Here is a 25,087-nt window from a genome sequence, read left to right on the forward strand (position 1 = left end):
GGGCGCATCAACGCCCCTGGGCCAATCCCTTCACCGAGCCTTTACCTCTGACCACAGTTGCTGAAAGGTCTGCAGTTGCTGACCGGACAGGCTGGGGGTGAAGACAAGCCGCGCCATGTCCTCGTCGCTGGGCTGGGTCGGCGGCTGGGTCAGCACCTCGTCGAGATGCGGGCGCGCCGCCTCGTTGGGGCTGGCGTAGTAGTTGTAGTTCGACAGCTGGGCACCGATCTCGGCGTCCAGGATGAAGTCGATGAACTTGTGCGCGAGCTCCGGGTTGGGTGCCTCGGAGGGGATGACCATGGAGTCGACCCACATCTCGGCGCCTTCGTCGGGAATCACGAAGTCCAGATGTTCGAAGGTCTCCGGGTCCTCATCCTTGAAGTACAGGTAGTCGCCGTTGAAGGACATGCCCACGTGGGTGACGCCCCGGGCCAGCTGCTGCAGGGTCGGTGTGCCGTCGGTGAAGCCCGAGAAGTTGTCGCGATTCTTGGTCTCGATCAGCAGTCTGGCGGCATTCTTAAGGTCATCCAGGCCGCTGCAGTCGAAGCTCGCGCCCAGGTAGGCGCAGGCGCTGCCAGTGGCGACCTGGCCGTCCTGGATCATCGAGAACGGATAGTCGCCGTTGACCTCGGGGTCGAACAGCAACGACCAGCTCTTGGGCGCATCGGGGAAGGTCTCGGTGTTGTAGACAAGGCCCGTGGTCCCCCACTGGTAGGCAGCGGAGTACTCGGCACCGGGATCGAAGCTCGGATCCTTGAACTGCGCCATCAGGTTGTCGAAGTTCGGAATCTGCGAGCGGTCGAGCTTCTGGATCAGGCCGGTCTCGATCATCCGCGGAATGTAGTAGTTCGACGGCACCACGATGTCGTACTGGGAGGTGCCACCGGCATTGAGCTTGGCGATCATCTCCGGGTTCGAGTTGAAGTAGTTGGTCACCACCTCGACGTCATACTTTTCCTCGAAGGCCTCGATGATCTCGGGGTCCATGTACTCGGTCCAGTTGAACAGGTACAGCTTGCCCTCTTCAGCCTGGGCGACGCCTGCGAGCATGGCGGCGGCCACGGCGAGGCCCAGGGCGCTGCGAGTCTTGTTGAGCATCGTTGCTTTCTCCTTGTATTGCTTGGTCTTGTCTGGATACGTCAGGTGTTGATCGATCTGTTCCGAGATCGCCTCTGTGTCCGCCGATGGCACAGGCGTCAGGCCTTGCGCCGATTGACGACGAGGCTTGCCAGGGCGGCCAGCGCCACCGCCGCGATCATCAGTGTGGCGATGGCGTTGATCTCCGGTGACACCCCCTTCTTGATCGCGCCCCAGATATAGATCGGCAGGGTCGCGCTCTCCGGGCCCGAGGTGAAGAAGCTGATGACGAAGTCATCCACCGACAGGGTAAAGGAGAGAAAGAAGGCCGATATCAACGCCGGCTTGATGGTCGGCAGCATGAAGTGCACCACTCGCTTAAAGGGCGAGGCATACAGGTCCTTGGCTGCCTCGAACAGGGACGGATCCAGACCGACGAAGCGCGAGTAGACGATCAGCGCGACGAACGGAATCTGGAAGGTGACGTGGGCGATGATCATGGTGCCCAGCCCCGGCCCCAGGAGCCCGGTCAGCTCATTCACCTTGACGAAGAAGGCCATCTCCGAGATACCGAAGACGATATCCGGCAGCACGATCGGCAGATAGATCAGCACGATCAGCCAGCCCAGCTTGCGGTGACGGTGGCGATACATGCCATAACCGATCAGACAACCGATCACCAGGGCGATCAGCGAGGACGTCAGTGCCAGCACCAGGGTGTTGCCGAAGGCGCTCATGATCTGGTCATTGGCGAACAGCTGGTGGTACCAGCGCAGCGACAGCCCGGTCATGCTGGCCGCGCTGTTGGCGGCGTTGAAGGAGAACAGCACCACCACCGCCAGCGGCAGGTAAAGAAACACCAGGGTCAGCCACCAGAAGGCGCTCAGACCTCGCTTGAGTGTGCGCTTTCTCATATCACCACCTCCTCACCGCCGCCGAGTCGCTTGCCGATCCGGCGCATGGCATAGAGTCCGGCGAAGGTCGCCAGCAGCATCAGGATGGCGCCGGCGGCGCCCAGCGGCCAGTTCGACCCACCGGAGAACTGGTTGGCCACCAGATTGCCGAGCATCAACGCCTTGCCGCCGCCCAGCAGTTCCGGAATCACGTACATGCCGAAGGCCGGAATCGCCACCAGCACGATCCCGGCGAGCAGCCCCGGCAAGGTCTGGGGAAAGACCGCGTGCCAGAACGCCTTCACCGGGGTGGCGTAGAGGTCCTGGGCGGCCTCCACCTGGGCGGTGTCGAGCTTCTCGAAGGCGGCGTACAGCGGCAGCACCATGAACGGCAGGAAGTTGTAGACCAGCCCCAGGGTCACCGCGAAGTTGGACGGGTAGAGCCCCATGTTGGGGGCGATCAGCCCCAGCGACTCGGCGACGCTGGAAAGCGGCGTACCCGGCGCCAGCAGATTCATCCAGCCGAAGGTACGGATGACCTGATTGGTCCAGGACGGCACCACCACCAGCAGCAGCATGATCGGCCGCCATTTCGCCCGGCAGGTGGTGATGTAGTAGGCGATCGGATAGGCCACGATAACGACCAGGCCGGTCGCCACCAGGGTCTGCCACAGCGACCTCAACAGGGTGTAGAGGTTGCCCGGGCTCCAGCCCAGAAAGCCAAAGCCGGCAAGCTGCTTGAACGAATCCAGCGACAGCGGCATCTGCGGCAGGCCGTAGGGCCCGTTGGTCATGAAGGCCACGCCCATCAGGTAGGCGCTGGGCAGCACCAGAAAGACGATGATCCAGGCCGCGCCGGGTGTCACGGTAAAGAGAAGATGGCGCGCTTCTCTGACCATGCCCTGGCTGCGTCCGAGGACAGCGGTATCGGTCATGACATGCCCCCTCAGTTGGCCACGGTGACGAGGTCTTCCGGGGCGACCACCAGGGTCACCTCGTCGCCGACCTCGGGCAGTCGGCGCCCGCGATTGTTGATGGTGGCCTGCAGGGTGGTGTCACCGACCGCGAGACGGAACTCGGCGTGGCTACCACGATAGAGCCGTTCGGTGATCCGCCCAACCAGGTGGTTCACCCCCTGATGACGTCCCAGACGCACGTCCAGCGTCTCGGGGCGAATCAGCAACAGCTCACCGCCTCCCTGCTGTGGCGTGTCGAGATCGGGCTCGAGCTCCAGCTCGCCAAGCTCGGTGGTCACGCGCTGGCCCTGTCGGGCGCTGATCGGATAGAGGTTGGCATGGCCCATGAAACGGGCGACAAAGGCATTGACCGGACGCTCGTAGACCTCCCGAGGTGGCCCCACCTGCTGGATGGTCCCGCCATTGAGCACGGCGATGCGGTCGGACATCACCATGGCCTCGTCCTGATCATGGGTCACGAAGACGAAGGTCATCCCCAGGCGCTTCTGCACCCTTAGCAATTCAACCTGCAGCTGACTGCGAAGGCCGGCGTCGAGCGCCGACAGCGGCTCGTCCAGCAGCAGCACGTCGGGCTCGCAGACCAGCGCCCGGGCCAGCGCGATGCGCTGACGCTGTCCGCCGGAGAGCTGATCGATGCGCCGATCGATCAGATCGCCCAACTGGATGAACTCGGCGATGCGCTCGACCCGTGCCTCGCGTTCGGCACGATCGACACCGCGCATCTTGAGGCCAAAGGCCAGGTTGTCGCGCACCGACAGGTGGGGAAACAGCGCGTAGGACTGAAACACGGTATTGACGCTGCGATGGTGCGGCGCCACCTCGGTGACGTCGCGCTCACCGATGGTCAGGCGTCCCTGGTCGGCGTCTTCCAGACCCGCCAGGATGCGCAGCAGCGTGGTCTTGCCACAGCCCGATGGGCCCAGCAGGGTAAAGAACTCGCCGGCCTCGATGGTCAGGTCGACGCCATCGAGTGCCACCGTACTGGCGCCGAAGCGCTTGTGCAGGCCCTGCATATGGATCGCGGAGGCGGTCCGCTCGGAGCCGGCGGCATCGACGCCCGGGCGTGCGCCATCATGGGGCTCATCCCGGCGCTGTGAGTGGCGCTCGGCGGTGGAGGTCTCGGTCATAGGGGCATTCCTCGTCGTTGTCGGCAGCTCACAGCCGATCGCGAAGCTTGTAGAAGTGGGTGGCCAGCAGCAACAGCGGTGTTCTCAACAGGCGACCGCCGGGGAAGCGACGATGGGGCATGGCGGCAAAGACGTCGAAGCGCTCGCTCTGCCCGGCGATGGTCTCGGCCAGCAACTTGCCGGCCAGTCCCGCCATGGCCATGCCATGACCGGAGTAGCCTTGCGCATAGTAGAGGTTGGCGGCCAGTCTGCCGAAGTCCGGGGCGCGATTGAGCGTGATGGCCACGTCACCGCCCCAACGGTAGGCGATCTCGACATCATCGAGCACCTTGAACAGGCGCCGGATCTTGCCGTCGATGCGCGCCTCGAGCCCCTTGGGCGGGCGCCCGTCGTAGCTGACTTCACCGCCATAGATCAGGCGTCGATCCGCCGACAGCCGATAGTAGTCGAGCACAAAATTGGCATCGGCCAGGGCGTCATTCTTCGGCAGCACCTGGGCCGCCTGCTGCTCGCTCATCGGCTCGGTGGCGATCATGTAGTTGGCACAGCGCATGATGCGCCCGCGCATCTCCGGCAACAGGTCGATGCCGTAGGCGTTGGTCGCCACCACCACACTATCGGCGGTGACCTCTCCGCCGGCGGTCTTCACCCGGGCAGGCTCGCCTTTGGTCACCGCGGTGACCGGGCTGTGCGAGTGGAAGATCGCCCCCGCCTGCTGGGCGGCCCTGGCCAGGCCGAGGGTATAGTTGAGCGGATGCAGATGCCCGCCCTCGGCCTCCCACAGGGCCGCCGGGTAGGCGTCGGTGACCACATGTTCGCGCAGCGACTGCCCTTCGCGCCATTCCAGCGCCTGGTAGTCGTACTTGTGCGCCATGGTCTCCTGGAAGGCGCGCAACTCGCGCACATGGCGCGGCTTGACCGCCGCATGCAGGTAGCCCCAGGCAAGGTCGCAGGGAATGGCGTGACGCTCGACCAGCTGTGCGGTCAGGCGCACCGCTTCGCGGCTCATTTCCCAGATATCGCGGGCCGCCGACAGGCCAAGCGCCTGTTCCACGGTGTCCATGTCGGTACCGAGCCCGGGCAGGATCTGGCCGCCGCTGCGACCGGAGGCGCCATGGCCGACGTCATGGGCTTCCAGCACCACCACCTTGTAGCCTTGCTCGGCCAGATGCAGCGCCGTCGAACAGCCCGTCACCCCGGCCCCGATCACGCAGACGTCAGCGCGAACATCGCCCTCGAGCCTGGGTGTCGGCAACAGCTCGACCCGGACGGAATCGCGGTACCAGGAGGCGGCCTCGGACGTGGAGGAATCTGTCATAGAGAGTCCGTATTGGTTGCGCAATGCGCTTGTTGTTATTGAATCTCGCACCTTCGCATGAAGGTGACACCGACAGTGTGCCACTTTCTCGCCACCAGGCGTCAAGTATCCAATAACACTAAATTCCTGACTTCAACGTCAGCGATTCGATACGCATCGCCTTTAACAGCAAGGCAAGCTGAACGTGCCCCTCTTGCGCTCGACGCACAGGCGCGCCAAGCCGCCGCCCGGCACCGACCAGATCAGGTCGGGTCAGAGGTGGGCCGGACAGGCTCCGGCAGGGACTGTCGAGTATATGCGAGACCGCTGGGGCAAGAAATGTCGGGCAGGAGCGGCGGACGCCCGTTCAAGGGCGTCCTCTCCTGCCACAAGGAAAGGATTTCAGGACAGTTGCCAGGCTCGGTCTAGAATACCGTCGAGCGCAGACATCTTTCTGGCAAGCCTAGAGTGAAGGTCGCTCACTCTGGAGCCCGCCCGTCATCTGACGCATCCGCGCCAGAACATCAACGCCAAGCTGCCGGTAGACATCCAGCAGGTCGACCAGCACCCAGTTCTCACGAATCAGGGCATCCTCGCAACGCCAGAAATCCAGACTCCGCAGACGCACCTGCTGACCGCCCGGAGCGATACCCAGCCAGCCATCGCCGCTGATGGTCGCCTCCAGCGCTGGCCAACCGCACAGCGCTACATAGTCCCCTTCACTGAACACCACATGATGGCCATCGTTGCGACGATCCGGCATTCCCGCCAGGAAGGGCCGCTGATGCCACTGGCGAAAGCCGGAGACGCGCCGACCTGAACCGATGCCAGCCGGGCCATACCACATCAACCGCGGATGCCAGTAGCGCTCGAGTTCCATGGCCGCCACGCCCCCTTCGGCGTAGCGACCAAGCCCCTCGAGCATGCGGTTGACCAGATCGAGACTGGCCGCCGCCCGGCGTGCCCGGCCTTCGGGTTCGATGCCGAGCCCGGGATGAATACCATCCTGGGTCGCAGGCCCCGGCACCAGCATCTCGCATCCCAGGCTCGGCACCATGGGCCAGGCGTCAGCGCCAAGCATCACCTCAGGGATATCCCACAGCGCCCGCATCTCGACGATGCGACCGGACTCGATGCGAAAGAACTCGGCGTAGCGCAGGGTCATGATATGGCCGGTGGCGGGAATATCCAGCCAGGGTGTCTCGAACACCCCGGTATAGAAGCCGGCGCAACCGACCCAGTGCGCTGTGCTCGGCGGGCCGCCGATGCCCTCGTACGCCGCGCCTGAAACCACGATATAGTCACGACGCTCGAGGTCCGGTACCGCCGCCAGCAGCGGGCGATAGATGCTCTCCAGCAGTTCCTCCGGCCCGACGCACTCGCCAAGGGGGTACGCCAGATGGCAGTGACATTCGTCGTGCATCAGCTCGGCAAGCGCGCACTCAAGCTCCCCGTCGTCAAAGCCATGCACCTTGTCGTACCACAGCGCGCGCCAGCGATCGATCACCTCTCGGCAACACATCATCGATCTCCCTCCTTGGCCAGTGGCTGCTCTCCCTCATCACGCTCACCGTTCCGCAGCGCTCGCCGGTGGCTGTCGTATCGTTCCCAGCCATGTCCATCGAACGGGTCCACACCCAGTTGCTGCATCACGTAGGGAAAGTCGACCATCACCCAGTTGTCGACGATCTTGCCGTCCACCACCTTCCAGAAGTCCATGTAACGGATCTCCACCCGTTTACCGGTGGCGGGAATGCCCATGAACTCCCCGCTATGAACCGCCTCCTGGCGACCGAAGGCTGCACACCACTGTCCTTGCACGACGCGAGCCTCATCGATGCAGACCTTATCGGAAAAGGCATGCTGAAACGGCATCTGCCAATGCCGCTGAAACTGGTCGAGGCCCATCTTGACGCCGCATCCCGCATTGCCAAGCCAGCGAAATTCCTCGTCGAAAAAGCGCCCCATACCCTCGATATCGTGATCATTGAGACCATCGACCATGGCATCGATCGCAGCCTCGGTCTCGGCGGTTCTCGACAGATCGTTGTCCCGCGTCAACTGGCCCTGCTCGGGTCTCGCTCCGGCCATGTCTGTCTCCTCGCTACGGTGTAGTCGGCTGTGCCCAGTCTCGGCAGCGAGCCAGCACGTCGACGCCCTGCTGGTCGAGCCAGTGGGGCAGATCGATCAGAACCCAGTTCTCGGCCAATCGCTCACCCTCACGCCGGTAGACATCGACCACCCGCATGTCGACCCTGCGTTCGCAGGCGGGCAAACCGAGAAAGCCGCCCACAGGCTGATGGGTAAGGTTGGGCCAGCCAAAGAAGGCGGCGTAGTCGCCTTCCGCGAAACGTGCCATATGGCCATTAAAGACCTTGTTCGTGAGGCCACGACGAAACGGCATCTGGTGCTGGGCTTGATAGCGCTCAATGGTCAGCGTGGAACCAATGCCTGCGGGACCGTACCAGGCCATGTCGTGATGCCAGAAACGCGCCAGTCGCTGTGGCGGGCAGTCATCCGAGCCACTGGCGTTGAGACGCGAAAGATCGTCGACCATGGCCTCGACCAGCGCCAGGGTCTGCGCGCCCTGTTGTGGCGGGCGGTCATCGAACAGCAGGCCATCGTGGTAGCGAGGCCCGGGGACTAGCCCTGCCGCTCCCCGTTGATGGGGCAAGGGGTCGAAGCCCGCCTGTCGCATCACGTCGATCAGATCGAAGAACAGTGACATGGCGGTAATTCGGCCAGCCTCCACACGGTAGAACTCGGCGTAACGCAGCGCACTCAACTTGCCGGTTGCCGGGATGCCGAGCCAGGGTGCGTCACGTAGCCCGACCAGATGCCCCATGCTGACCACCCATTCTTGACCATCGGCACCATGGCGCCCGCCAAAGAAGACGTCCTGGCGGCGCTGGACATGTCGCCAGGCGGTCTTGAAGGGTTGCCAGAATCGCCCAGCGACGTCCTCGATACCGGACAACTCACCGAAGGGGTGGACCCCGTACCAGCGCAGATTCGATGAACAGTACCGGGACAACACCTGGCCGACCGTGCTGGCATCGGCCGCATCCAGCGCTGCCTGGAAGGCCCGTACCGACTGTTTTGGGGAAGGATCGTTGACCATGCTGCCTCCTTGCGTGACAAGGGAATCAAATAGCAAAGAAGGCCAAGAGGGCTGCCGCCATGCCCGTGGCTCATCCTCGCAGCGAGGATTTCCACTGGCGCGGACGGCGGCCCCCTGGCCTGTCATCCTCCTGTTTATCGATCAGGCAGAAGCCTCCTGCAGCCTTTTCTTCGCACTACGTGAACGCGTACGGTCGCCGAAGTAGACCTCCAGTACTTCGGTGCTCTGCCTGGGCGCCAGGCGACTGCCGAGAATGCAGGCCAGCGCCGACAACACGAACGACCAGACGAAGGGATGAATACCGAACAGGCTGGTACTTCCCACGGTCACGTACTGCAGCACGAAGGACAGGAATCCCACCAGCATGCCGAGCAGACAGCCCATGCGGTTCATGCGTGGCCAGAAGATGGCGAAGATCGTCGGCCAGGCAAAGGTGGCGCCGAGGCCGGCCCCGGCGAAGACCACGATCAACTGCAGCAGCTTGGGGGGATTGAAGGCCAGGATCACCCCCACGATGGTGACGCTGAAGGTCATCAGATGGGTCAGCTTCCTGGCCTTCTCGCCGCTCATGTTGGGCTCGAAACTATGCTGATAGATGTCGCGCACCAGGGCACCGGCGGTCACCAGCAGGAAGGAGCTCAGCGACGACATGATGGCCGACACTGGCGCTGCGATGATGAAGCCGGCGATCGCGGCCGGAAGTGCCATCATGACGGTCGCGGTCAGGGCATGGTCCGGCGACTCCAGTTCGGGAATCAGCACCCGCCCTGTTACCCCTACCAGCATGATCAACGGGTACATGATGGCGACGTAGAGTCCAGTCATCAGCGCCGCGCGCTTGAGGACGGCAGAGTCGTTGAAGGTCAGAAAACGGCTGACCAGTGCTGGCTGGCCCAACTGCGACAGCGGCATCAGCACGAAGAACGACACGGCGGCCACCAGCGGCAGGAAGTCCTTGGGTCCCGGCCCGGACACCAGCTCAGGCGACTGTTCGACCAGTCCCGCCTGAATCGCCTCGAGTCCCCCCGCCATCTTGACCGCGAAGTACGCCGTCAGCATGACCCCGAACAGCATGACAATGGCCTGGAAGCTGTCGGTCCACGCCACCGCCCGAAAGCCACCGTAGGCGGTATAGAGCGCGACGGATACCGCAAAACCGATCACACCCCACTGATAGGGAATGCCGACCACCGCTTCCAGCACTCGGGCGCCTGCAGCGTACTGGGCCACCATGAAGGCCAGGTACAGAATCACGATCATGACTGCAGACAGCACGCCGATCATCGGGCTTTCAAACCTATCACGCAGCAGATCCGGGAAGGTCAGCGCGCCGGTCTTGCGCCCAATCTGACCAATTCGCTTGCCAAGAATGCCGAACCCTGTGGTGATGACTACCATGAAACCGGCGATCCACAGAAAGACGATCCAGCCATAGGTATGCAAGAGGCCAGGCACTCCGATAAAGGTGCCTCCACTGGCCATGGTGGCGATCCAAGTCAGGCCCAGAACCCAGGGGCCGGTCTGGCGGCCACCGACAAAATACTCCTCCATGAATTCGCCCTTGCTGGTCTTGCGACCGCTGACGAAGGCAAAGATAAAGGTGACTGCCAGATACAAGGCAATCACCAGCGCAACACTCGTTGAATTTTCTGAATACATGGATCAGCGCCTCGAAGCCATCTTGTTGATTGTCATGTTCGGCTCTTGCTACTCGGGATCATCCTGAAGATAGAAGAAGGCATAGATACTGTTCGTCAGCGCGGCGACGTAGAACGGCACAAGCACTCCCCAGAAGATCCAGGTGGGGATTCCCATGGTTGTCGAAAGGTCGTTGTTGCGGTATCCGAGGATGTAGGACACCCCCACGGTCCAGACCAGAAACACGATCCAGATAATGCCGGCGACCATGGCTTCCCGGCGCGTACGCATGTAGTAGGCACGGCCCATCTTGCTGTCGGATGACTCACTCATTGCACTCTCCTAGATTGTTTTTCTCAGATACAAGTGCCGTGAATTGAACGTAGGGAGAGCCATCTTTTGTCATTCTCTCCCGTCGATGCACTTCGCAAGGCTTTACCGGCGCTTCCCGAACCCTGAACCGCGATAGGTCTCCCTCCTCTCAAGATTTCTACTCAGAATCATTGCGCAAGCGTCGCGCTCACGATCTGCTTCCACACCGCGACTTCATCGACCATGACCCATTCCATGGTGACCCGGCCGCCTGTCAGATAGGCGTGAGTGATCCCCATCACGTACACCGGAGCCCCGGTCGGCTCACCGAAGGCGCCCCATCCCGAATGACTGCCGCGCAAGGACCAGCGCATGGCGATGCGAACGGGCTGTTCCGGCTCGCGATTGATCATCAGGTGTTCGACGCAAAATTCCGCGTCCGGGAAAGAGGCCAGGTAGCCGAGCAGGAAGCGATCGATATCGGCATGGCCATTGCGCGATTCCCCACCGGAAACGTGCAGGCAGGCGCCGGGGTGATAGAGACTCTGGAGTGCCGAGATCTCCTTGCCTCCCCAGATCCGAGTCCAGCCGTCTGCGTAGGCGCGTGCGGTGGAATCCTCGGCGATAAAGGGACGATAGGTGCCGGCAACGTCCTGCGCCGGGGTGAAGAAGCGAGGCTCGCCGAACTGGCGCATATCACTGTCGACCTGGCGCCGGGCAAGTTCCCGCGGCGAAAGGCCAAGACATCGGGCGAAGGCGGCCTGGTCACGTACCAGCCACTCCTCCTTGACCTGGTTTTCCCGCACTACGCAGTCGGCAATGATGCGCGAGCGAACCAAGCGACCACTGGCCTCGCCGTAGGCGCCGCCTCCGGTATGACGCATCACCGAGATCAATCGATGGGACGAGACATGTTCACTGTCGTCATCGCTACGCCAGATCACGTCCTCGCCCACCAATTGACGGTCCGGAAACTCGTTGAGGGTCGCCAGGGTGGCGGCGGTGACACCGGTATTGTCGGTAAGGATGCCGCTGGGCGCCCTGACCAGCACGTCATCGGCGTAGTAGCGCTTGAGCGCCGCACCTACGCCACGCTCCTCCCAGATTTCATGGGTGATTCCATGAATGAAATCCGGAAACGTCTCGTAGTCGTCATTGAAACCTTTCATCAGGGGTCCTTGTTGCTTTATCTGCTTTTTTATCAACGGGTATCGCTATCTGGCGCCTTGATGGCATAGCGCCTGCGTGCGCCACATCGCCAAACCTTTTGCTGCCATCGAGCCAGAGCGGTCGACTACCGCCCGACAGAGCTATCGGAGCCGCTAGACGCGGCGCTTCTCGAATGCTGCCCAGGCATCCATCAGTCCCTGAAGGTCGAAACCGGGACGACGTATGCGCTCCAGAAGTTCCTGCTCGGCGCCGACGATGCGATCGATGGCCTCGGGCAGTGCCCTGGCCTCATCCGGTGTCAGCCGTACCGCGCCATGGCGGTCGGCGTGGATCAGGTCCCCCGGTGCCACGTCCAGACCGAATACCCTCACCGGCGTGTCCACCGCGGTGACGCGTACATAGGCGTGGGACGGGCCGACGCGGCCGCCCAGTACCGTAAATCCCGGCTCAAGGTCATCGAGGTCACGAATCACCCCGTTGGTCAGCACACCGAGCAGACCGAAACGGTGGTGCAGGCAAGTGTTGACCTCACCCCAGAAGGCGCTGACGGCTTCATCTCCATCTTCATCCTCGATCACCATCAGGCTGTCGGCGGGACTTTCGGCGATGTAGCGGTAGTAGGCCATGCGCCGCTCGCGGATGGTCTCGGCAGGCTCATCGGGCGGCGTCAGCCCCCTGATTCGCGCGCACCGTGCGTATCCCACCAGTGGAGGGCGTGACGGATCGGCCGCCACCACCGGGGTGCGGGTAAACCCTTCGGCACTGCGGGTACCTCGCACCAGATCCAGCGCATTGGCGATGGTCGGCGTATCGAATCGACGAAGCTGTTCGAGCAGGTCAGGGGTCATGATCATGGGTCTCGTTGTTGTGGTCAGGAAGACGCCTTGGCCAGAGCGGCGTCCTCGCCTGCCGGACGTCTGAGCCACTGCATCAGGGCGTGGTTGACGGCTAGGGGAGCCTGCAGGGTACTGAGGTGCCCTACCCCCTCGAGCACAACCAGCTGGGCATCCGGAATGTGGTCCGCCAGCCAGGTATGCCGGGATACCGGGCATAGCCTGTCGCCATCACCACACAGCACCAGCGTCGGTTGACGAATCGCACCAAGCCACTGGCTGGCGTCGGCACGATCACGCAGCGCCAGGGACTGGCGGCGAAAGGTCTCGAGGCCTTGCCCCCTCGCCATCTTCACTACCAACTCGGTGTGTTCCGGCGATGGTTCTTGCCCCTGCGCCGGATACAGCGGTGCCAGGACTTCCCGAGCGTAGCGCTCGAGCCCCATCTCCTCGGCCTGGTGGATATCCGCTGCACGCTGAATGCGGCGCTCCTCCACCTCGGCGAAAGGGTTGGTATTAAAAAGCGCCAGGCGCTCGATACGCTCACTGGCCTGGCGCACCATCGACATGGCCAGAATGCCACCCATGGACAGGCCCGCCAGGTTGAAGCGAGGCCAGGGGGCCTGATCCAGCAGGTCCCGGGCCAGGGCGTCCATGTCATCGCTGGCGCCGAGGCGAGGCACGTAGGTGTCCACCTCGTGCCCCAGCGCCTCGATCTGAGGACTCCACAGACGTGCATCGCACAGGGTCCCGGGCACCAGCATCAGCGGCAGACGGTTACCGTCGCTGCCTTCTGCTGCCATCGAGCCATTCATGCCGCCACCACCGGTCCGCGCGGCGCCTCGGTGCCTCGGGCCACCACCACTTCGGCGTCCTGATCGGCCATCAGCCGATGGGTCCAGCCCTGGGGCGAGGTAAAGGTATCGCCGGGCCCAAGATCAATGGTTCCCTGGTCACTCTTCACCTTGACGCTGCCCCGCTGAACGAACAGCACCTCCGGCTCGTGGCAGTGATAGCCGGGCGTCGCTGCGCCTTTTTGCATACGTAGTACTCGCAGCTGGAAGCCGTGGGGCCACCAGCCCACGATAGGCCCGGGAGAGAAGCCGTCTCCACTGGCCTGAGGGACAATCACCGGGCACTCCTCCACCCCCGGCCCCGCCAGCGCCGCCTGAGGATTGGCGCGCAGTTCATTGCGGCGAACCACGCACTCGGCCAGGCGCTGCGGCGTCGGGGTAATCAAGCGTGCGAGTTCCTCGGCATCTGGCGCGGCTTCAAGCTCGGCGCCTTCCGGCACGGATTCTCCGGCGGCCACATCGACCAGACGCCCGCCCTTGAGCAGCACCAGGCCGTGCTCCTTGGCCAGATCGAACACGCTGGGTGCCCACTTGACGCGGCCAGGGTCGTCGCCACCCAGCAGGACGAACAGGAAGCCGATTCCTTCGTCGATCTTCTCGAACCCCCGGAACATATGAATCGGTACACTGGCGACATCGCCCGGGCCGACCTCGAGATCACCGTCCTGACCTTCAGGCCCGAAGATCAGGCGCCAGCGGCCACTGTGCACGACAAATACCTCGGCGCTTTCGTGGGAATGCTGTGAGTTCAGGCAGCCCCCCGGCTGTCGCGCCCCGCCCACGTTGAAACCGTGGGGTTCGCTGATGTGCACATGCTGATGGGGGTTCTCTGCGACCCCAGGGCCAATGATGGTGAAGTTTTCCTTGCGATCCGAGCCCGGCGAGCGGGTATCGACGAAGGCGTTGCGGCACGGAATCAGCTCGTCGTAGCGCACACGGCGTGCCTCGAGGGCGTCCAGGGTCCAGCTCATGATGTTTCCTCAGCGTTGTTGATGGGCGATCTGGGCATGAATGGCGATCTCGTCGAGCAAGTGCCATTCACGCAGGACCTGTCCTCGGACGATTTCGGCGTGGGTGATACCCAGCAGCACCACGTCGGCGCCGCTCGGCTGGCCGAAACGACCTGCTCCCAGATGGCGAGTTTGCAACGACCAGCGCAGCGCCACCCGCCGGGGCATCCCCTGTTCTTCTCGATCCAGATAGTGATGTATGCGATAGCACCCCGCGGGGAAGGCAGCCTTCATCTCGAACCAGAATGACTCAAGCTGGGTCAATCCACGCAGATGTCGCCCGCCCGGCACCTTGGCGTCGATCGCACGGGAATAGCCTTGCCTGAGCCGGTCGAGACAGGCGTCCTGCCACAGATCGCGGTAGCGCTGCGCCACTTCACCCAGGCTGTCAATATCAAGGTCGCCCTGGGCTCCCCGCCAGCGCTCCACCAGAGCCTCGGCATCGGGCCAATCGGCCGTTGTCGCCAGCGCCTGCCCCAGTGTCATCGGGGACGCCCCTAGCTGAAGCGCCAGGCCGGACTGGTCCCGGACCAGCCACTCATCCACGATACGGTTGTTCTGGCACAGACAGTCAGCGATAGTCATCACCTCGGCGCTGCGCCAGGTGGGCGAGCCGAACTGCCCTTCTCCCATATGTGTCATCTGAGACAGGATGCGATGGGAGGAGTAGTAGCAACCGGACACCGGCCCGCCCTCGATCACGTCTTCACCGAGCAGGGTCCGATCGGGAAACTCCTGAAGCGTGGCCAGGGTGCCCTGAACGACCTTTTCCACCCCGCGAAAGGCTCCGGCTGGCGTTTTCACCGGACAGTCCTCGCTGTAGTAGTGACGAATGAGATCGATACCCCGCCCTTCCCAGATTTCCTCGGTGATCGTCAGGATATAGTCGCGAAGGTCGCAGAAACGCTTGTCGAATCCCTGCAGTCCCATCGATGCGTCTCCTTGTTCCAGGCATTTCATTGATACCATCGCTGCGCGCGGGAAAGACCGTGCGCTCAATGGGCGGTCCAGCCGCCATCCACCATCAGCGCGCTGCCGGAGACCAGCGCCGAGGCCGCAGAGGCAAGAAAGACCAGCGGGCCCATGATGTCTTCCACCTGCCCCAGACGGCCCAGCGGGATCTTGGCCAGCACCTCATCACGAAATCCCGGACGCTCGAAGAAGGGACGCGTCATGGGGGTCTCGACAAAGGTGGGACAGAGGGTATTGGCACGAATCCCCACCGGCCCGAGCTCCACCGCCATGGCTTTGGTCATGCCCTCCATCGCCGCCTTGGAGGCGCAATAGAGGGTCCGGTTGGCCGCGCCCACATGCCCCATCTGCGACGACATATTGATGATCGAGCCGCCGGCCGGCATCCGCCGGGCCACCGTCTGAGCCAGAAAGTAGGCAGCGCGGACGTTGAGGTTCATGACGCTGTCGTAGTCGTCGACGCTGATCTCGTCGAGCGGCTTGGGACGATTGGTTCCGGCATTGTTGACCAGGATGTCGAACGCCTGGGTCGCCAGGGCACGCTGCACGGCGTCGAGGTCGGTAACGTCCAGCGCCAGGCAGTCGACCCGATAACCGGCGTCGGACAGTGCCGCGCGCACCCGCTCGAGCTCATCGGCCTGGCGGGCCACCAGGGTCACCGCGGCCCCCGCCTGGGCCAGGGCACAGGCGCAGGCCAGCCCAAGCCCCTTGCTGGCCCCGGTGACCAGGGCCCGCTTGCCTTCCAGACGAAAACTCGGCGTCGATGGCAGAGAAAGCTCGCTCACGGTGCCACCTGTCCGGCGTAGGGAACCTCTTGATGACCGTAGCGCCGGACTCGCTCGTTGGCCTGCTCGCCGTGTCCGGCAAAGCCCTCCAGGGCGCACAACCGTGAACAGTAGCTACCGATGCGTGCCGATGCCTCGTCGCTGACCACGCGCTGGTAGGTGCAGGTCTTCAAGAACTTGCCCACCCACAGGCCGCCGGTATAGCGCGCCGCCTTCTTGGTCGGCAGGGTGTGATTGGTGCCGATGACCTTGTCGCCATAGGCCACGTTGGTCCGCGGCCCCAGGAACAGCGCCCCGTAGTTGGTCATGTTGTCGAGGTACCAGTCGGCGTTCTCGGTCATCACCTGGACGTGCTCGTAGGCCATGTCATTGGCCACCTCGAGCATCTCCTCATGGCTGTCGCAGACGATGATCTCGCCGTAGCTGTCCCAGGCCTGACGGGCGATATCGGCGGTCGGCAGTTTCTCGAGCAGCGTCGCGATGGCCGCTTCGGTGTCGCGAGCCAGAGTCTCGGAGTTGGTCAGCAGCGCCGCCGGCGAGGTCGGGCCATGCTCCGCCTGACCCAGCAGATCGGTGGCGCACAACAGTCCGTCGACGCTGTCGTCGGCGATGACCAGGGTTTCGGTGGGACCGGCGAACAGATCGATGCCGACCCGGCCGAACAGTTGGCGCTTGGCCTCGGCCACGAAGGCGTTGCCCGGCCCGACCAGCATGTCGACGGGGTCGATGGTCTCCGTGCCGATCGCCATGGCCCCCACCGCCTGGACCCCGCCCAGTACCAGGATCTCGTCGGCGCCGGCCAGGTGCATGGCGGCAACGATGGCGGGATGCGGCTTGCCCTTGTGAGGCGGCGCCGCCGCTACCACTCGCTTGACCCCGGCGACCTTGGCGGTCAGCACACTCATGTGGGCAGACGCCACCATCGGATAGGCGCCGCCCGGCACATAGCAGCCGACGGCGTTGAGCGGCAGATGCTTGTGACCCAGGATCACGCCGGGACTGTTCTCGACCTCGACCGGCTGCATCGAGGCCAGCTGGGCCTCGGCAAAGTTCCTCACCTGGGCCTGGGCGAACCGGATGTCCTCGAGCGCCTGGGCCGAGACCTCGGCCATGGCATCCTGGATGTCGTCATCGCTCAGGCGAAAGCTTGTCGGCGACCAGTTGTCGAAGCGTTCGGACAACTCGCGCACGGCCGCGTCGCCATTGGCTTCGATCGATGCCAGGGTGGTTTCCACCACCTCCCTCACCTTGCGATCGGCTTCGGCACGGACTTCCTGGCTGGTGGCGTTCTTCAGATGTCGAATCATGGGGGCTCCGGTCAAGGCGTGTTGTGGATTGTTGTGGGTTGCTGTCGGGTGTAACGCGATACGCGGATCGGGATCGCCGATAAAGGGCGGCCAGGGGCAGAGTTGCTCGACCAGCGCGATCACTTGCAAGTCATTTGGTGCTTCTTAGCCTGGCTTTTATTGCATACGAATGCAAATCAGGCTACCCCCGACTTTGGTGGCATGTAACGGTGTGGCATACAGCAGCCAAACCCATAGCCGAACGCACCCTGCCGAGGGCGTGATCCTTAAGCTGACAGCACCGCCAGACATCCCATGGTGATGAAGAAGAAGACAATCAACAGCCACGCCAGCGAGTCCACCTTCCCGGGCAGCAGCGACCAGCCACCCTCCGTGATTGGCCACCCTTCCCGGACAAACAACGCCCGCTGACCTTTCACGGTGTAGGGGGAATATTCTGACTGGCGACCGTCGAGCAGGCGGCTGGCCCCCAGCGACACCACCACATTGAAAAAGGCGCCGATGGCGCAATACCAGGGCCAGCTGATGTCGGTCCAGACGGCGACCGCCCACACCGCGACGAAGCCGGCAGCAACGCCAACCAGTAGCCCGCGCTCGGTGGTGTCCCGCGAGAAGAAGCCAAGCGCGTACATGCTGAGCTTGGCGCCGACGAAGAAGGACCCCGCCTTGGTCAGAAGCTCCAGCACCGAACCCTGATTGCCGGCGAAGGCGATGGCCGGACCGACGATCAGCACCGCCCACAGCACCGTGAACCAGCGCGATGCCTTGAGATAGTGCTCGCCGCTGGCACCAGGACGCAGATACTTCTCGTAGAAGTCCACCGTGGTGACCGTGGCCAGTGAGTTGAGGGCGGAATCGAGACTCGACATCGACGCCGCCACCACCGCCGCAGCGACGATGCCAAGCAGCCCCGGCATGCCGTACTCGGCGGCGAACTCAAGCACGATGGTATTGCTGTTGTCGAACTCGCGACCGCCGTAGTAGCTGAAGAACAGCACCCCCATCATCAGGAACATGAAGTAGATAAAGAAGGCCCCGAACCCCATCAGCATGAACGACTTCTTGGCATCGCCAATATTTCTGGCCGCCAGCGCCCGCTGCACGACCATCTGGTTCGCGCCGTAGACAGTGGTGTGATAGAGCGTCATGGCGATCACCCCGGACCACACGGTGGCGGTGACCTTGGTGTCCAGCGACCAGTCGAGGATATTGAGCTTGTCCTGGTCGCGCAGCGCATCAAGCGTCAGCGACAGCGATTCGGGCATCCTGTCGATCAAGGCAAACAGGATGATGATGGCGCCGACCAGCAGGATCAGCGCCTGCAGCACGTCGGTCCAGATGACCGCGGTGATCCCCCCCATCATGGTGTAGACCAGAGCGATGAGGGAGATGGCGATGATGGCGTGCACCACGTCAAAGCCGGTCATGTAGCTCAGCACCAGTGCGGTGGCGTAGAGCACCGCGGCCGAGGACAGCGTCTGGGTCATCATGAAGATGATCGACATGACCGCCCTGGCCTTCTTGCCGAAGCGACGCTCCTGGTACTCGTAGATGGAGACCACGCCACTGTTGTAGAAGAACGGCAGGAAGAAGGTGATGACCAGAAACACCACGAGGGGATAGTTGATCTGGATCATCATCACCCCCAAACCGCTCTGGTACGACCAGGCCGGCCCGCCCAGAAAGGACATGGCGCTGACATAGGTGGCCATCACCGAGAGCCCGATGGCCCACCAGGGAGTGGTCTTCTGGCCGACATAGTAGTCTTCGGCGGTGTGGATCTTCTTGCTCAGCATGGACCCCATCACCAGGTTGACGACCAGGTACAGGATCACGATGGACCAGTTCAACGCTCCCAGATTTTCCATGGCGGTTACCGTCGTTGTTGTTGTGCTAGTTGCTGTGCTTGTCGTTGCCGGCAGCGTCGGGACAGTGATCGATCAGCCGCCGGTACCTACGTCTGAGGCTGGCATTATTTGCATACGCATGCAATGCGTCAAAGACAGCATCTTCTAGAGATATCTCTGAGCTGCAGTGCAACAGAAACGCAGGCAAGCCGGGGCTCACCATGATAAATGGCCGTCTATTCAGAGAACGGCAGTTCGGGGAAAGCCAATTCGGAGAAAGGGAACTCGGAGGAAGACAGCAAAGTGAATATCGCCAAACGACAGCACAGCCTGCAGGGGCTAGCGGTAAGGGCCCTATAGGCCTCGCCCGGCGATCAGGACAGAACGCAGCGACGCATCTCACACCACGGGGCTAGCCGGGCTCCTGCGCAAGGACTGGCATCGCAATCAGGCCGAGTCGGGCCGCCGGGCGGTCTCGCGCAGTACTGGAATAACCGGCAGTACACGGCTCTCGGCTCCTCCGCCCTCATGAATCTGACGCATGAGCAGCGAGGTCGCCACCTCGATCATCTGATCGATGGGCTGGCGAACGGTGGTCAGCGAATAGCTTGGCCAGGCAGAAACAGGGGTATCGTCGAAGCCGATCACCGACACGTCCTCCGGGACCCGCTTGCCGAGCTCATGGCGCAAGGTCTCGAGCACCGCCACCGCCATATGATCGCTGGCGGCAAAGATGGCGTCGGGCACGACGGTTTCAGCGAACAATCGACGGGTCTGCTGGCGTGCCATCTCGAAGTCGTAGTCGCCATGGACAACCGCGTGGGGCTTGAGCCCGTGGGCTGCGAGGCCGTCGACGAAGCCTTCGAAGCGACGCCGACTGGTCGAGGAACGCTCGACACCGGCGACAAAGGCGATATTCCGGTGCCCACCCATGGCCAGATAGCTGCCAGCCCAGTAACCACCGTGGTAGTTGTCGCTGTAGACCTGGCCAATTCCTTCGATATCGACGCCGCGGTTGAGCAGCACCAGCGGCACGCCGGCGTTCACGCACTCTCTGGCAAGGCTCGAGGTCAACAGCGCCGACAGCATAAGGATCCCGTCCACCTGGCTCTGCAGGATACGGTCCATGACTCCCGGGAAATCGTCGCTTTCCGGAACCACGAACAGCAGCAGATGGTAGCCCTCATCTTGGAACCGTCGAGACGCCATCTGGACCGCCATTGGGTAGAACATGTTGTCCAGCGAGGACAGTACCAGGGCGATCGTCCGTGTCGAACGCATGATCAACGAGCGCGCCACGGTATTGGGCCGATAGCCCAGCTCCTGCGCCGCGCGCAATACCTTTTCCCGAGTCTTCTCGGAAATACTTGCATTGGGGGAGAAACACCGACTTACGGCTGACTGAGAGACCCCCGCCAGCCTTGCCACTTCCTTCGAGGTTACCGCCGGCCTTTGTTTCATCGTTGACGACTCAATCGTTTCTGCATACGTACTCAGACTAACAGTATCGAGACCTCAAGGCGCGTCTCAATGCTCCCCCAGCGCCGCCAGAAAGGCTTCCAGCACCCGATGGGGGCGGCGGTCACGGCGGGTGATGGCGACGAAGGGCGTCTCGTAGGCGGCACTCTCGGAGCACAGCTCGCGCAGCCTACCCTGCGCGACCCAGAGATTGGCGTGGTGATCCGGCAGATAGCCGATGTAGGCCCCGGTCAGGATAAGAAAGGCCGCGCCTTCCCGGTCGGACGCGGTGGCGCTGGGCTTGAGCCCGACATGGCGCTCACGGCCGGCTTCCGACAGCGGATAGGACGGTACCACTGCGTCCCACTGCCCCAGCGCCTGCCACCCGCCCAGCGCCTCCAGCGCCGTCGATGGCTCGGCAAACAGCGGATGCCCCCGGCCACAGTAAAGCCCGGAGCGTTCGCTGTAGAGCGCCTGGCTATCGACGCTGGCAGGCAGGTTGACCGCCGGAACGACACCGACATGCAGGCGTCCGTCGAGCACCCCGCGGGCGATCTCGCCGGGAGGGTCCATGTGCATGTTGATGCGCACCTCTGGGCCCTGGGCCTTGAGGCTTGCCAGGGCATGGGTGATACGCATCTCGGGTGAGCTGACCAGGGTATCGGTGATGCCGATATTGAGTTCGCCGCGCAGGCTGTGGTGCAGCGCATTGACCTCGGTGCGAAAGGCTTCCAGTCCCGACAGCAGACGACGGGCCCCTTCCAGCACCTCCCGTCCTTCCTCGGTCAGGGCGAAGCCGCCCCGCCCCCGCCGACAAAGCTTGAGCCCCAGGCGCTTTTCCAGGTCGCCCATATGCAGGCTGATGGCCGAACGACTGATGCCAAGCTCGTTCTCGGCGGCGGAAAATCCACCACACTCGGCCACCGCCTTGAACACCCGCAATAGACGAATATCGAAGTCGGTGACCGGGCTCTGCCGGCTCACGCGCTTGCTCCGCCGGACCGCCCTCGGTCTGCGCAGGCAGGACAGCGTGGATCGCGCCCCAGCCGATAGTGACGCCATTCACCACTCAGGCCGTCGAAGGTGGCAAGCCCCCGGTGGGGCGTGCCGGCCCCGGACAACAGCTTGACCGCCTCCACCGCCTGGAAGCAGCCGATCAGCCCCACCAGCGGCGAGATGACGCCACTCTCGGCGCAGGACAGGGCCTCGTCACCCTGGTCATCCGGCGGATACAGGCAGGCGTAGCAGGGGCTCGCCTCGTCACGCGGGTCGAACACCGCCAACTGCCCGGAAAAGCGGATCGCAGCGCCGGAGACCAGCGGCACCCCGGCGGCGACGCTGGCGGCATTGATGGCGTAGCGGCTGGAAAAGCGATCGGTGCAGTCGAGGATGACGTCCGCCTCCCGCGCCGCCTGGACCAGCCCCTCGGCGTCCAGATGGCGCTCGATGGCGCTGACCCGGCAGCTTGCATTGAGGGCGATGGCAGACTCGGCGGCCGACAGGGCCTTGTTGCGTCCCAGGTCCTGCTCCTGGTGGGCGATCTGGCGCTGCAGGTTGGAGATCTCGACCATATCGGCGTCGGCGATGGTCAGCTGTCCGACTCCGGCGGCGGCCAGGTACAGCGCCACCGGCGAGCCCAGGCCACCGGCACCGACGATCAGTGCGCGCGACGCCAGCAAGCGCTCCTGGCCGTCGATGTCCACTTGGGGAAGCATGATCTGGCGGCTGTAACGCAGCAGGTCCTGGTCATTCATGAAAACTCACTTGTCCTCGAACTCTTCGATATCCGGCACGTGCAGGGCAAAATCTTCCTTCACTTCTTCCATCACCACGTAGCTCTTGGATTCCTTGACCCCGGGCAGGGTCAGCACCACGTCGCCAAGTAGCTGACGATAGGCGGACATCTCGGGAATTCTGCACTTGAGAATATAGTCGAACTGCCCGGACACCAGGTGGCACTCCTGGATCTGCGGCAGCTTCGACACGGCTCGACGGAACTCGTCGAACACCGCCGGGGACTGGGTCTCCAGACTGATCTCGACGAACACCAGCAGATTGGCCTTGAGCATGCGCGGGTTGAGGATCGCCTTGTAGCCACGGATCACCCCGGAGCGCTCGAGGCGCTTGACGCGTTCCAGGCACGGCGTGGTGGACAAGCCCACCTGGGCGGCGAGGTCCACGTAGGACACCCGGGCGTTTTCCTGCAGGCAACGCAGAATCTTCAGATCGATACGGTCGAGGGAGCGGTTCTTGGTTTTCATTGTGGTCCTGAACGCTGGTCTGACGGCGAGGGGCACGCAAGGAAAGAATCGACCAAAAAGGCCTGGTCGCAAAGCATTTCACGACAATCTCTCGCGCCCAATCGCTTGGTGGCAAAACATTTTACTGATAATCAGTATCACATGCCCCCAACAGACTCCAGTCCCGGCTTCAACGTTGCCTGCCCCACTGCCCAAGCGTCACCCGAGGGTGGCCCCCCAGGTCATGCACGCTGTCGCAGCGAACATAGCCCAGCGCTTCAAGATGCTCTCGCACCCGCTCGGCCTGCTCGTAGCCGTGTTCCATCAACAGCCAGCCGCCCGGCTGGAGGAAGCTCCGGGCGCGCTCGGCGATGGCAAATAGATCGGCCAGGCCATGGTCGGCGGCCACCAGCGCCGAGCTTGGCTCGAAGCGCACATCGCCCTGCCCCAGATGAGGATCCTGCGGGTCGATATAGGGCGGGTTGGCCACGATCAGGTCGAAGCGCTCGTCATCGAGCGCATCGAACCAGTCGCTCTGGCGAAATCGTACCGCCAGACCATGTCGCTCGGCGTTGCGCCGCGCCAGCGCCACCGCCTCAGGGGACAGATCGACGCCCTCGACCCGCCAGCCGGGGCGCTCGCTGGCAAACGCCAGGGCGATGGCACCGGTGCCGGTGCCCAGGTCGAGCAAGGCGCCGGGATTGGTATCGGCCCGGGCCAGCGCGGCCTCCACCAGGGTCTCGGTATCGGGCCGGGGAATCAGGGTGCTGGGCGAGGTCGCCAGGGCCAGCCCCCAGAATTCGCGTTCGCCGGTCAGGTAGGCCACCGGCATGCCCTGGGCACGCGCCGCCACCCAGGCCTCGAAGCGGGCCCGGGCCAGCGTCGACATGGGCTTGTCGCCCCAGGTGTAGAGCCAGGTGCGATCGACCTTCATCGCCGCCATGGCCAGCACCTCGGCGTCGAGTCGCGGCGTCGGGCTGCCGGCGGCCTCGAGGCGGCGGGTCGCCCGGGCGATCAGCACATCACAGCGCATCAGCCGTCCTGTTGCAGAGCGGCTAGCTGCTCCGCCTGGTACTCGTGGATCAGCGGGTCGATGACCTCGTCGAGGCCGTCGCCGGTGACCACCTCGTTGAGCTTGTACAGGGTCAGGTTGATGCGATGGTCGGTGATCCGCCCCTGGGGGAAGTTGTAGGTACGTATGCGCTCGCTGCGATCGCCGGAGCCCACCAGCGAGCGACGGGCGTCGGCCTGTTCCTGGCGCTGGCTGTCCTGGGCCGACTGCTTTAGCCGCGCCGCCAGCAGCGACATCGCCTTGGCCCGGTTCTTGTGCTGGCTGCGCTCTTCCTGACACTCCACCACCACACCGCTGGGCAGGTGGGTGATGCGGATTGCCGAGTCGGTGGTGTTGACGTGCTGACCGCCGGCGCCGCTGGAGCGAAAGGTGTCCACCCGCAGGTCGGCCGGGTTGATGTCGATGTCGCTGACCTCGTCGGCCTCGGGCATCACCGCCACGGTGCAGGCCGAGGTATGGATGCGGCCCTGGGATTCGGTGGCGGGAACCCGCTGAACGCGATGGGCACCGGACTCGAACTTGAGCCGGGCGTAGACGCCCTCGCCCTTCACCCGAGAGATGATCTCCTTGTAGCCGCCCTGCTCGCCGTGGCTGGCACTGACCACCTCGACCTTCCAGCCCTGGTTCTCGGCGTAGCGCGAGTACATGCGAAACAGGTCGCCGGCGAACAGCGCCGCTTCGTCACCGCCGGTTCCCGCGCGCACCTCGAGAAAGACGTTACGCCCATCATCGGGATCCTTGGGCACCAGCAGACGCTTGAGTTCGGCCTCCAGCTCCTCGAGCTTGGCCACGCCCTCCTCGCGCTCCATCTGAGCAAGCTCGCGCATGTCGGCGTCGGCGTCCTCGGCCATCTGCTCTGCGGTGGCCACGTCTTCCTCGACGCCACGATAGCGGCGCCAGGCGTCGACCAGCGACTCGAGCTCGGCGTATTCGCGGGAGTAGTCGCGAAAACGTGGCTGATCGCTGATCACGTCGGGCTCCGACAACAGGGCAGAGAGTTCCTCGAAGCGGTCGACGAAGGCATCGAGGCGCTCACGCAGAGAAGCTTTCATCGGCAAATCCTTGAAATCATGTAAGAAGGCGCATTGCGGTCAAGC

24 protein-coding genes are annotated in these 25,087 nt (G+C 63.5%); all 24 read right to left on the reverse strand.

Annotated elements, in window-relative coordinates; genetic code table 11:
- Positions 1–30: 30 nt before the first annotated feature.
- Complete coding sequence (locus tag NFI08_RS19840) at positions 31–1,098, reverse strand: ABC transporter substrate-binding protein (protein WP_349591330.1); 1,068 nt, start codon at positions 1,096–1,098, stop codon at positions 31–33.
- Between the two features lie 98 nt (positions 1,099–1,196).
- A complete protein-coding gene (locus NFI08_RS19845; protein WP_108132908.1) occupies positions 1,197–1,991 on the reverse strand; it encodes an ABC transporter permease in 795 nt (264 codons plus the stop codon).
- Positions 1,988–2,905 carry an ABC transporter permease gene (locus NFI08_RS19850; RefSeq protein WP_052704560.1) on the reverse strand — a complete coding sequence of 306 codons (918 nt, stop codon included), beginning with the start codon at positions 2,903–2,905 and terminating at the stop codon, positions 1,988–1,990. The genes NFI08_RS19845 and NFI08_RS19850 overlap by 4 nt, the downstream gene beginning before the upstream one ends.
- 11 nt (positions 2,906–2,916) lie before the next feature.
- The gene (locus tag NFI08_RS19855) at positions 2,917–4,074 is read right to left on the reverse strand and encodes an ABC transporter ATP-binding protein (protein ID WP_213229703.1); all 1,158 of its coding nucleotides are present in this window, start codon (positions 4,072–4,074) and stop codon (positions 2,917–2,919) included.
- A gap of 28 nt (positions 4,075–4,102) precedes the next feature.
- The gene (locus NFI08_RS19860; protein ID WP_349591331.1) at positions 4,103–5,392 is read right to left on the reverse strand and encodes an NAD(P)/FAD-dependent oxidoreductase; all 1,290 of its coding nucleotides are present in this window, start codon (positions 5,390–5,392) and stop codon (positions 4,103–4,105) included.
- 442 nt (positions 5,393–5,834) lie between these two features.
- Entirely contained in the window at positions 5,835–6,896 is a 1,062-nt protein-coding gene (locus NFI08_RS19865) for an ester cyclase (RefSeq protein WP_349591332.1), read from the reverse strand.
- Complete coding sequence (locus NFI08_RS19870; RefSeq protein WP_108448957.1) at positions 6,893–7,462, reverse strand: ester cyclase; 570 nt, start codon at positions 7,460–7,462, stop codon at positions 6,893–6,895. Before NFI08_RS19870 ends, NFI08_RS19865 begins: the two co-directional genes overlap by 4 nt.
- A 13-nt stretch (positions 7,463–7,475) precedes the next feature.
- Positions 7,476–8,492, reverse strand: coding sequence for a nuclear transport factor 2 family protein (locus NFI08_RS19875; RefSeq protein WP_108448956.1), 1,017 nt, complete (start codon positions 8,490–8,492; stop codon positions 7,476–7,478).
- 141 nt (positions 8,493–8,633) lie between these two features.
- The gene (locus NFI08_RS19880; RefSeq protein WP_108448955.1) at positions 8,634–10,151 is read right to left on the reverse strand and encodes a sodium/pantothenate symporter; all 1,518 of its coding nucleotides are present in this window, start codon (positions 10,149–10,151) and stop codon (positions 8,634–8,636) included.
- Positions 10,152–10,199: 48 nt separating this feature from the next.
- Entirely contained in the window at positions 10,200–10,463 is a 264-nt protein-coding gene (locus NFI08_RS19885; RefSeq protein WP_108448954.1) for a DUF997 family protein, read from the reverse strand.
- 167 nt (positions 10,464–10,630) lie between these two features.
- The gene (locus NFI08_RS19890) at positions 10,631–11,611 is read right to left on the reverse strand and encodes a nuclear transport factor 2 family protein (protein WP_349591333.1); all 981 of its coding nucleotides are present in this window, start codon (positions 11,609–11,611) and stop codon (positions 10,631–10,633) included.
- A gap of 153 nt (positions 11,612–11,764) precedes the next feature.
- Positions 11,765–12,466, reverse strand: a complete 702-nt coding sequence (locus NFI08_RS19895) for an RraA family protein (protein ID WP_108448952.1) — start codon at positions 12,464–12,466, stop codon at positions 11,765–11,767.
- 17 nt (positions 12,467–12,483) lie between these two features.
- The gene (locus tag NFI08_RS19900; protein WP_108449023.1) at positions 12,484–13,248 is read right to left on the reverse strand and encodes an alpha/beta fold hydrolase; all 765 of its coding nucleotides are present in this window, start codon (positions 13,246–13,248) and stop codon (positions 12,484–12,486) included.
- Between the two features lie 8 nt (positions 13,249–13,256).
- Positions 13,257–14,270 carry a cupin domain-containing protein gene (locus tag NFI08_RS19905; RefSeq protein WP_108448951.1) on the reverse strand — a complete coding sequence of 338 codons (1,014 nt, stop codon included), beginning with the start codon at positions 14,268–14,270 and terminating at the stop codon, positions 13,257–13,259.
- A 9-nt stretch (positions 14,271–14,279) separates the two neighbouring features.
- Positions 14,280–15,239, reverse strand: a complete 960-nt coding sequence (locus NFI08_RS19910) for an ester cyclase (protein ID WP_349591334.1) — start codon at positions 15,237–15,239, stop codon at positions 14,280–14,282.
- 65 nt (positions 15,240–15,304) lie between these two features.
- Positions 15,305–16,066: an SDR family NAD(P)-dependent oxidoreductase gene (locus tag NFI08_RS19915; RefSeq protein ID WP_108448949.1), complete on the reverse strand. Its 762-nt coding sequence runs from the start codon at positions 16,064–16,066 to the stop codon at positions 15,305–15,307.
- A complete protein-coding gene (hisD, locus tag NFI08_RS19920; protein WP_349591335.1) occupies positions 16,063–17,373 on the reverse strand; it encodes a histidinol dehydrogenase in 1,311 nt (436 codons plus the stop codon). Before hisD ends, NFI08_RS19915 begins: the two co-directional genes overlap by 4 nt.
- A 266-nt stretch (positions 17,374–17,639) precedes the next feature.
- Positions 17,640–19,241, reverse strand: coding sequence for a sodium:solute symporter family transporter (locus tag NFI08_RS19925; protein ID WP_349591336.1), 1,602 nt, complete (start codon positions 19,239–19,241; stop codon positions 17,640–17,642).
- A 426-nt stretch (positions 19,242–19,667) separates the two neighbouring features.
- Entirely contained in the window at positions 19,668–20,681 is a 1,014-nt protein-coding gene (locus tag NFI08_RS19930) for a LacI family DNA-binding transcriptional regulator (RefSeq protein ID WP_349591337.1), read from the reverse strand.
- A 66-nt stretch (positions 20,682–20,747) separates the two neighbouring features.
- A complete protein-coding gene (locus NFI08_RS19935) occupies positions 20,748–21,662 on the reverse strand; it encodes a LysR family transcriptional regulator (protein ID WP_222516634.1) in 915 nt (304 codons plus the stop codon).
- The gene (locus NFI08_RS19940) at positions 21,659–22,432 is read right to left on the reverse strand and encodes a HesA/MoeB/ThiF family protein (RefSeq protein ID WP_349591338.1); all 774 of its coding nucleotides are present in this window, start codon (positions 22,430–22,432) and stop codon (positions 21,659–21,661) included. Before NFI08_RS19940 ends, NFI08_RS19935 begins: the two co-directional genes overlap by 4 nt.
- Before the next feature lie 6 nt (positions 22,433–22,438).
- Positions 22,439–22,939 (reverse strand): Lrp/AsnC ligand binding domain-containing protein, encoded by a 501-nt coding sequence (locus NFI08_RS19945; RefSeq protein WP_045995158.1) that lies wholly within the window; start codon positions 22,937–22,939, stop codon positions 22,439–22,441.
- Between the two features lie 169 nt (positions 22,940–23,108).
- On the reverse strand, positions 23,109–23,951 hold the full coding sequence (prmC, locus tag NFI08_RS19950; RefSeq protein ID WP_108448943.1) for a peptide chain release factor N(5)-glutamine methyltransferase: 843 nt from the start codon (positions 23,949–23,951) through the stop codon (positions 23,109–23,111).
- On the reverse strand, positions 23,951–25,042 hold the full coding sequence (gene prfA / locus NFI08_RS19955; protein ID WP_108448942.1) for a peptide chain release factor 1: 1,092 nt from the start codon (positions 25,040–25,042) through the stop codon (positions 23,951–23,953). Before prfA ends, prmC begins: the two co-directional genes overlap by 1 nt.
- Positions 25,043–25,087 lie beyond the last annotated feature (45 nt).

Source organism: Halomonas sp. EF61, from assembly GCF_040147045.1.
GTDB lineage: Bacteria > Pseudomonadota > Gammaproteobacteria > Pseudomonadales > Halomonadaceae > Halomonas > Halomonas litopenaei.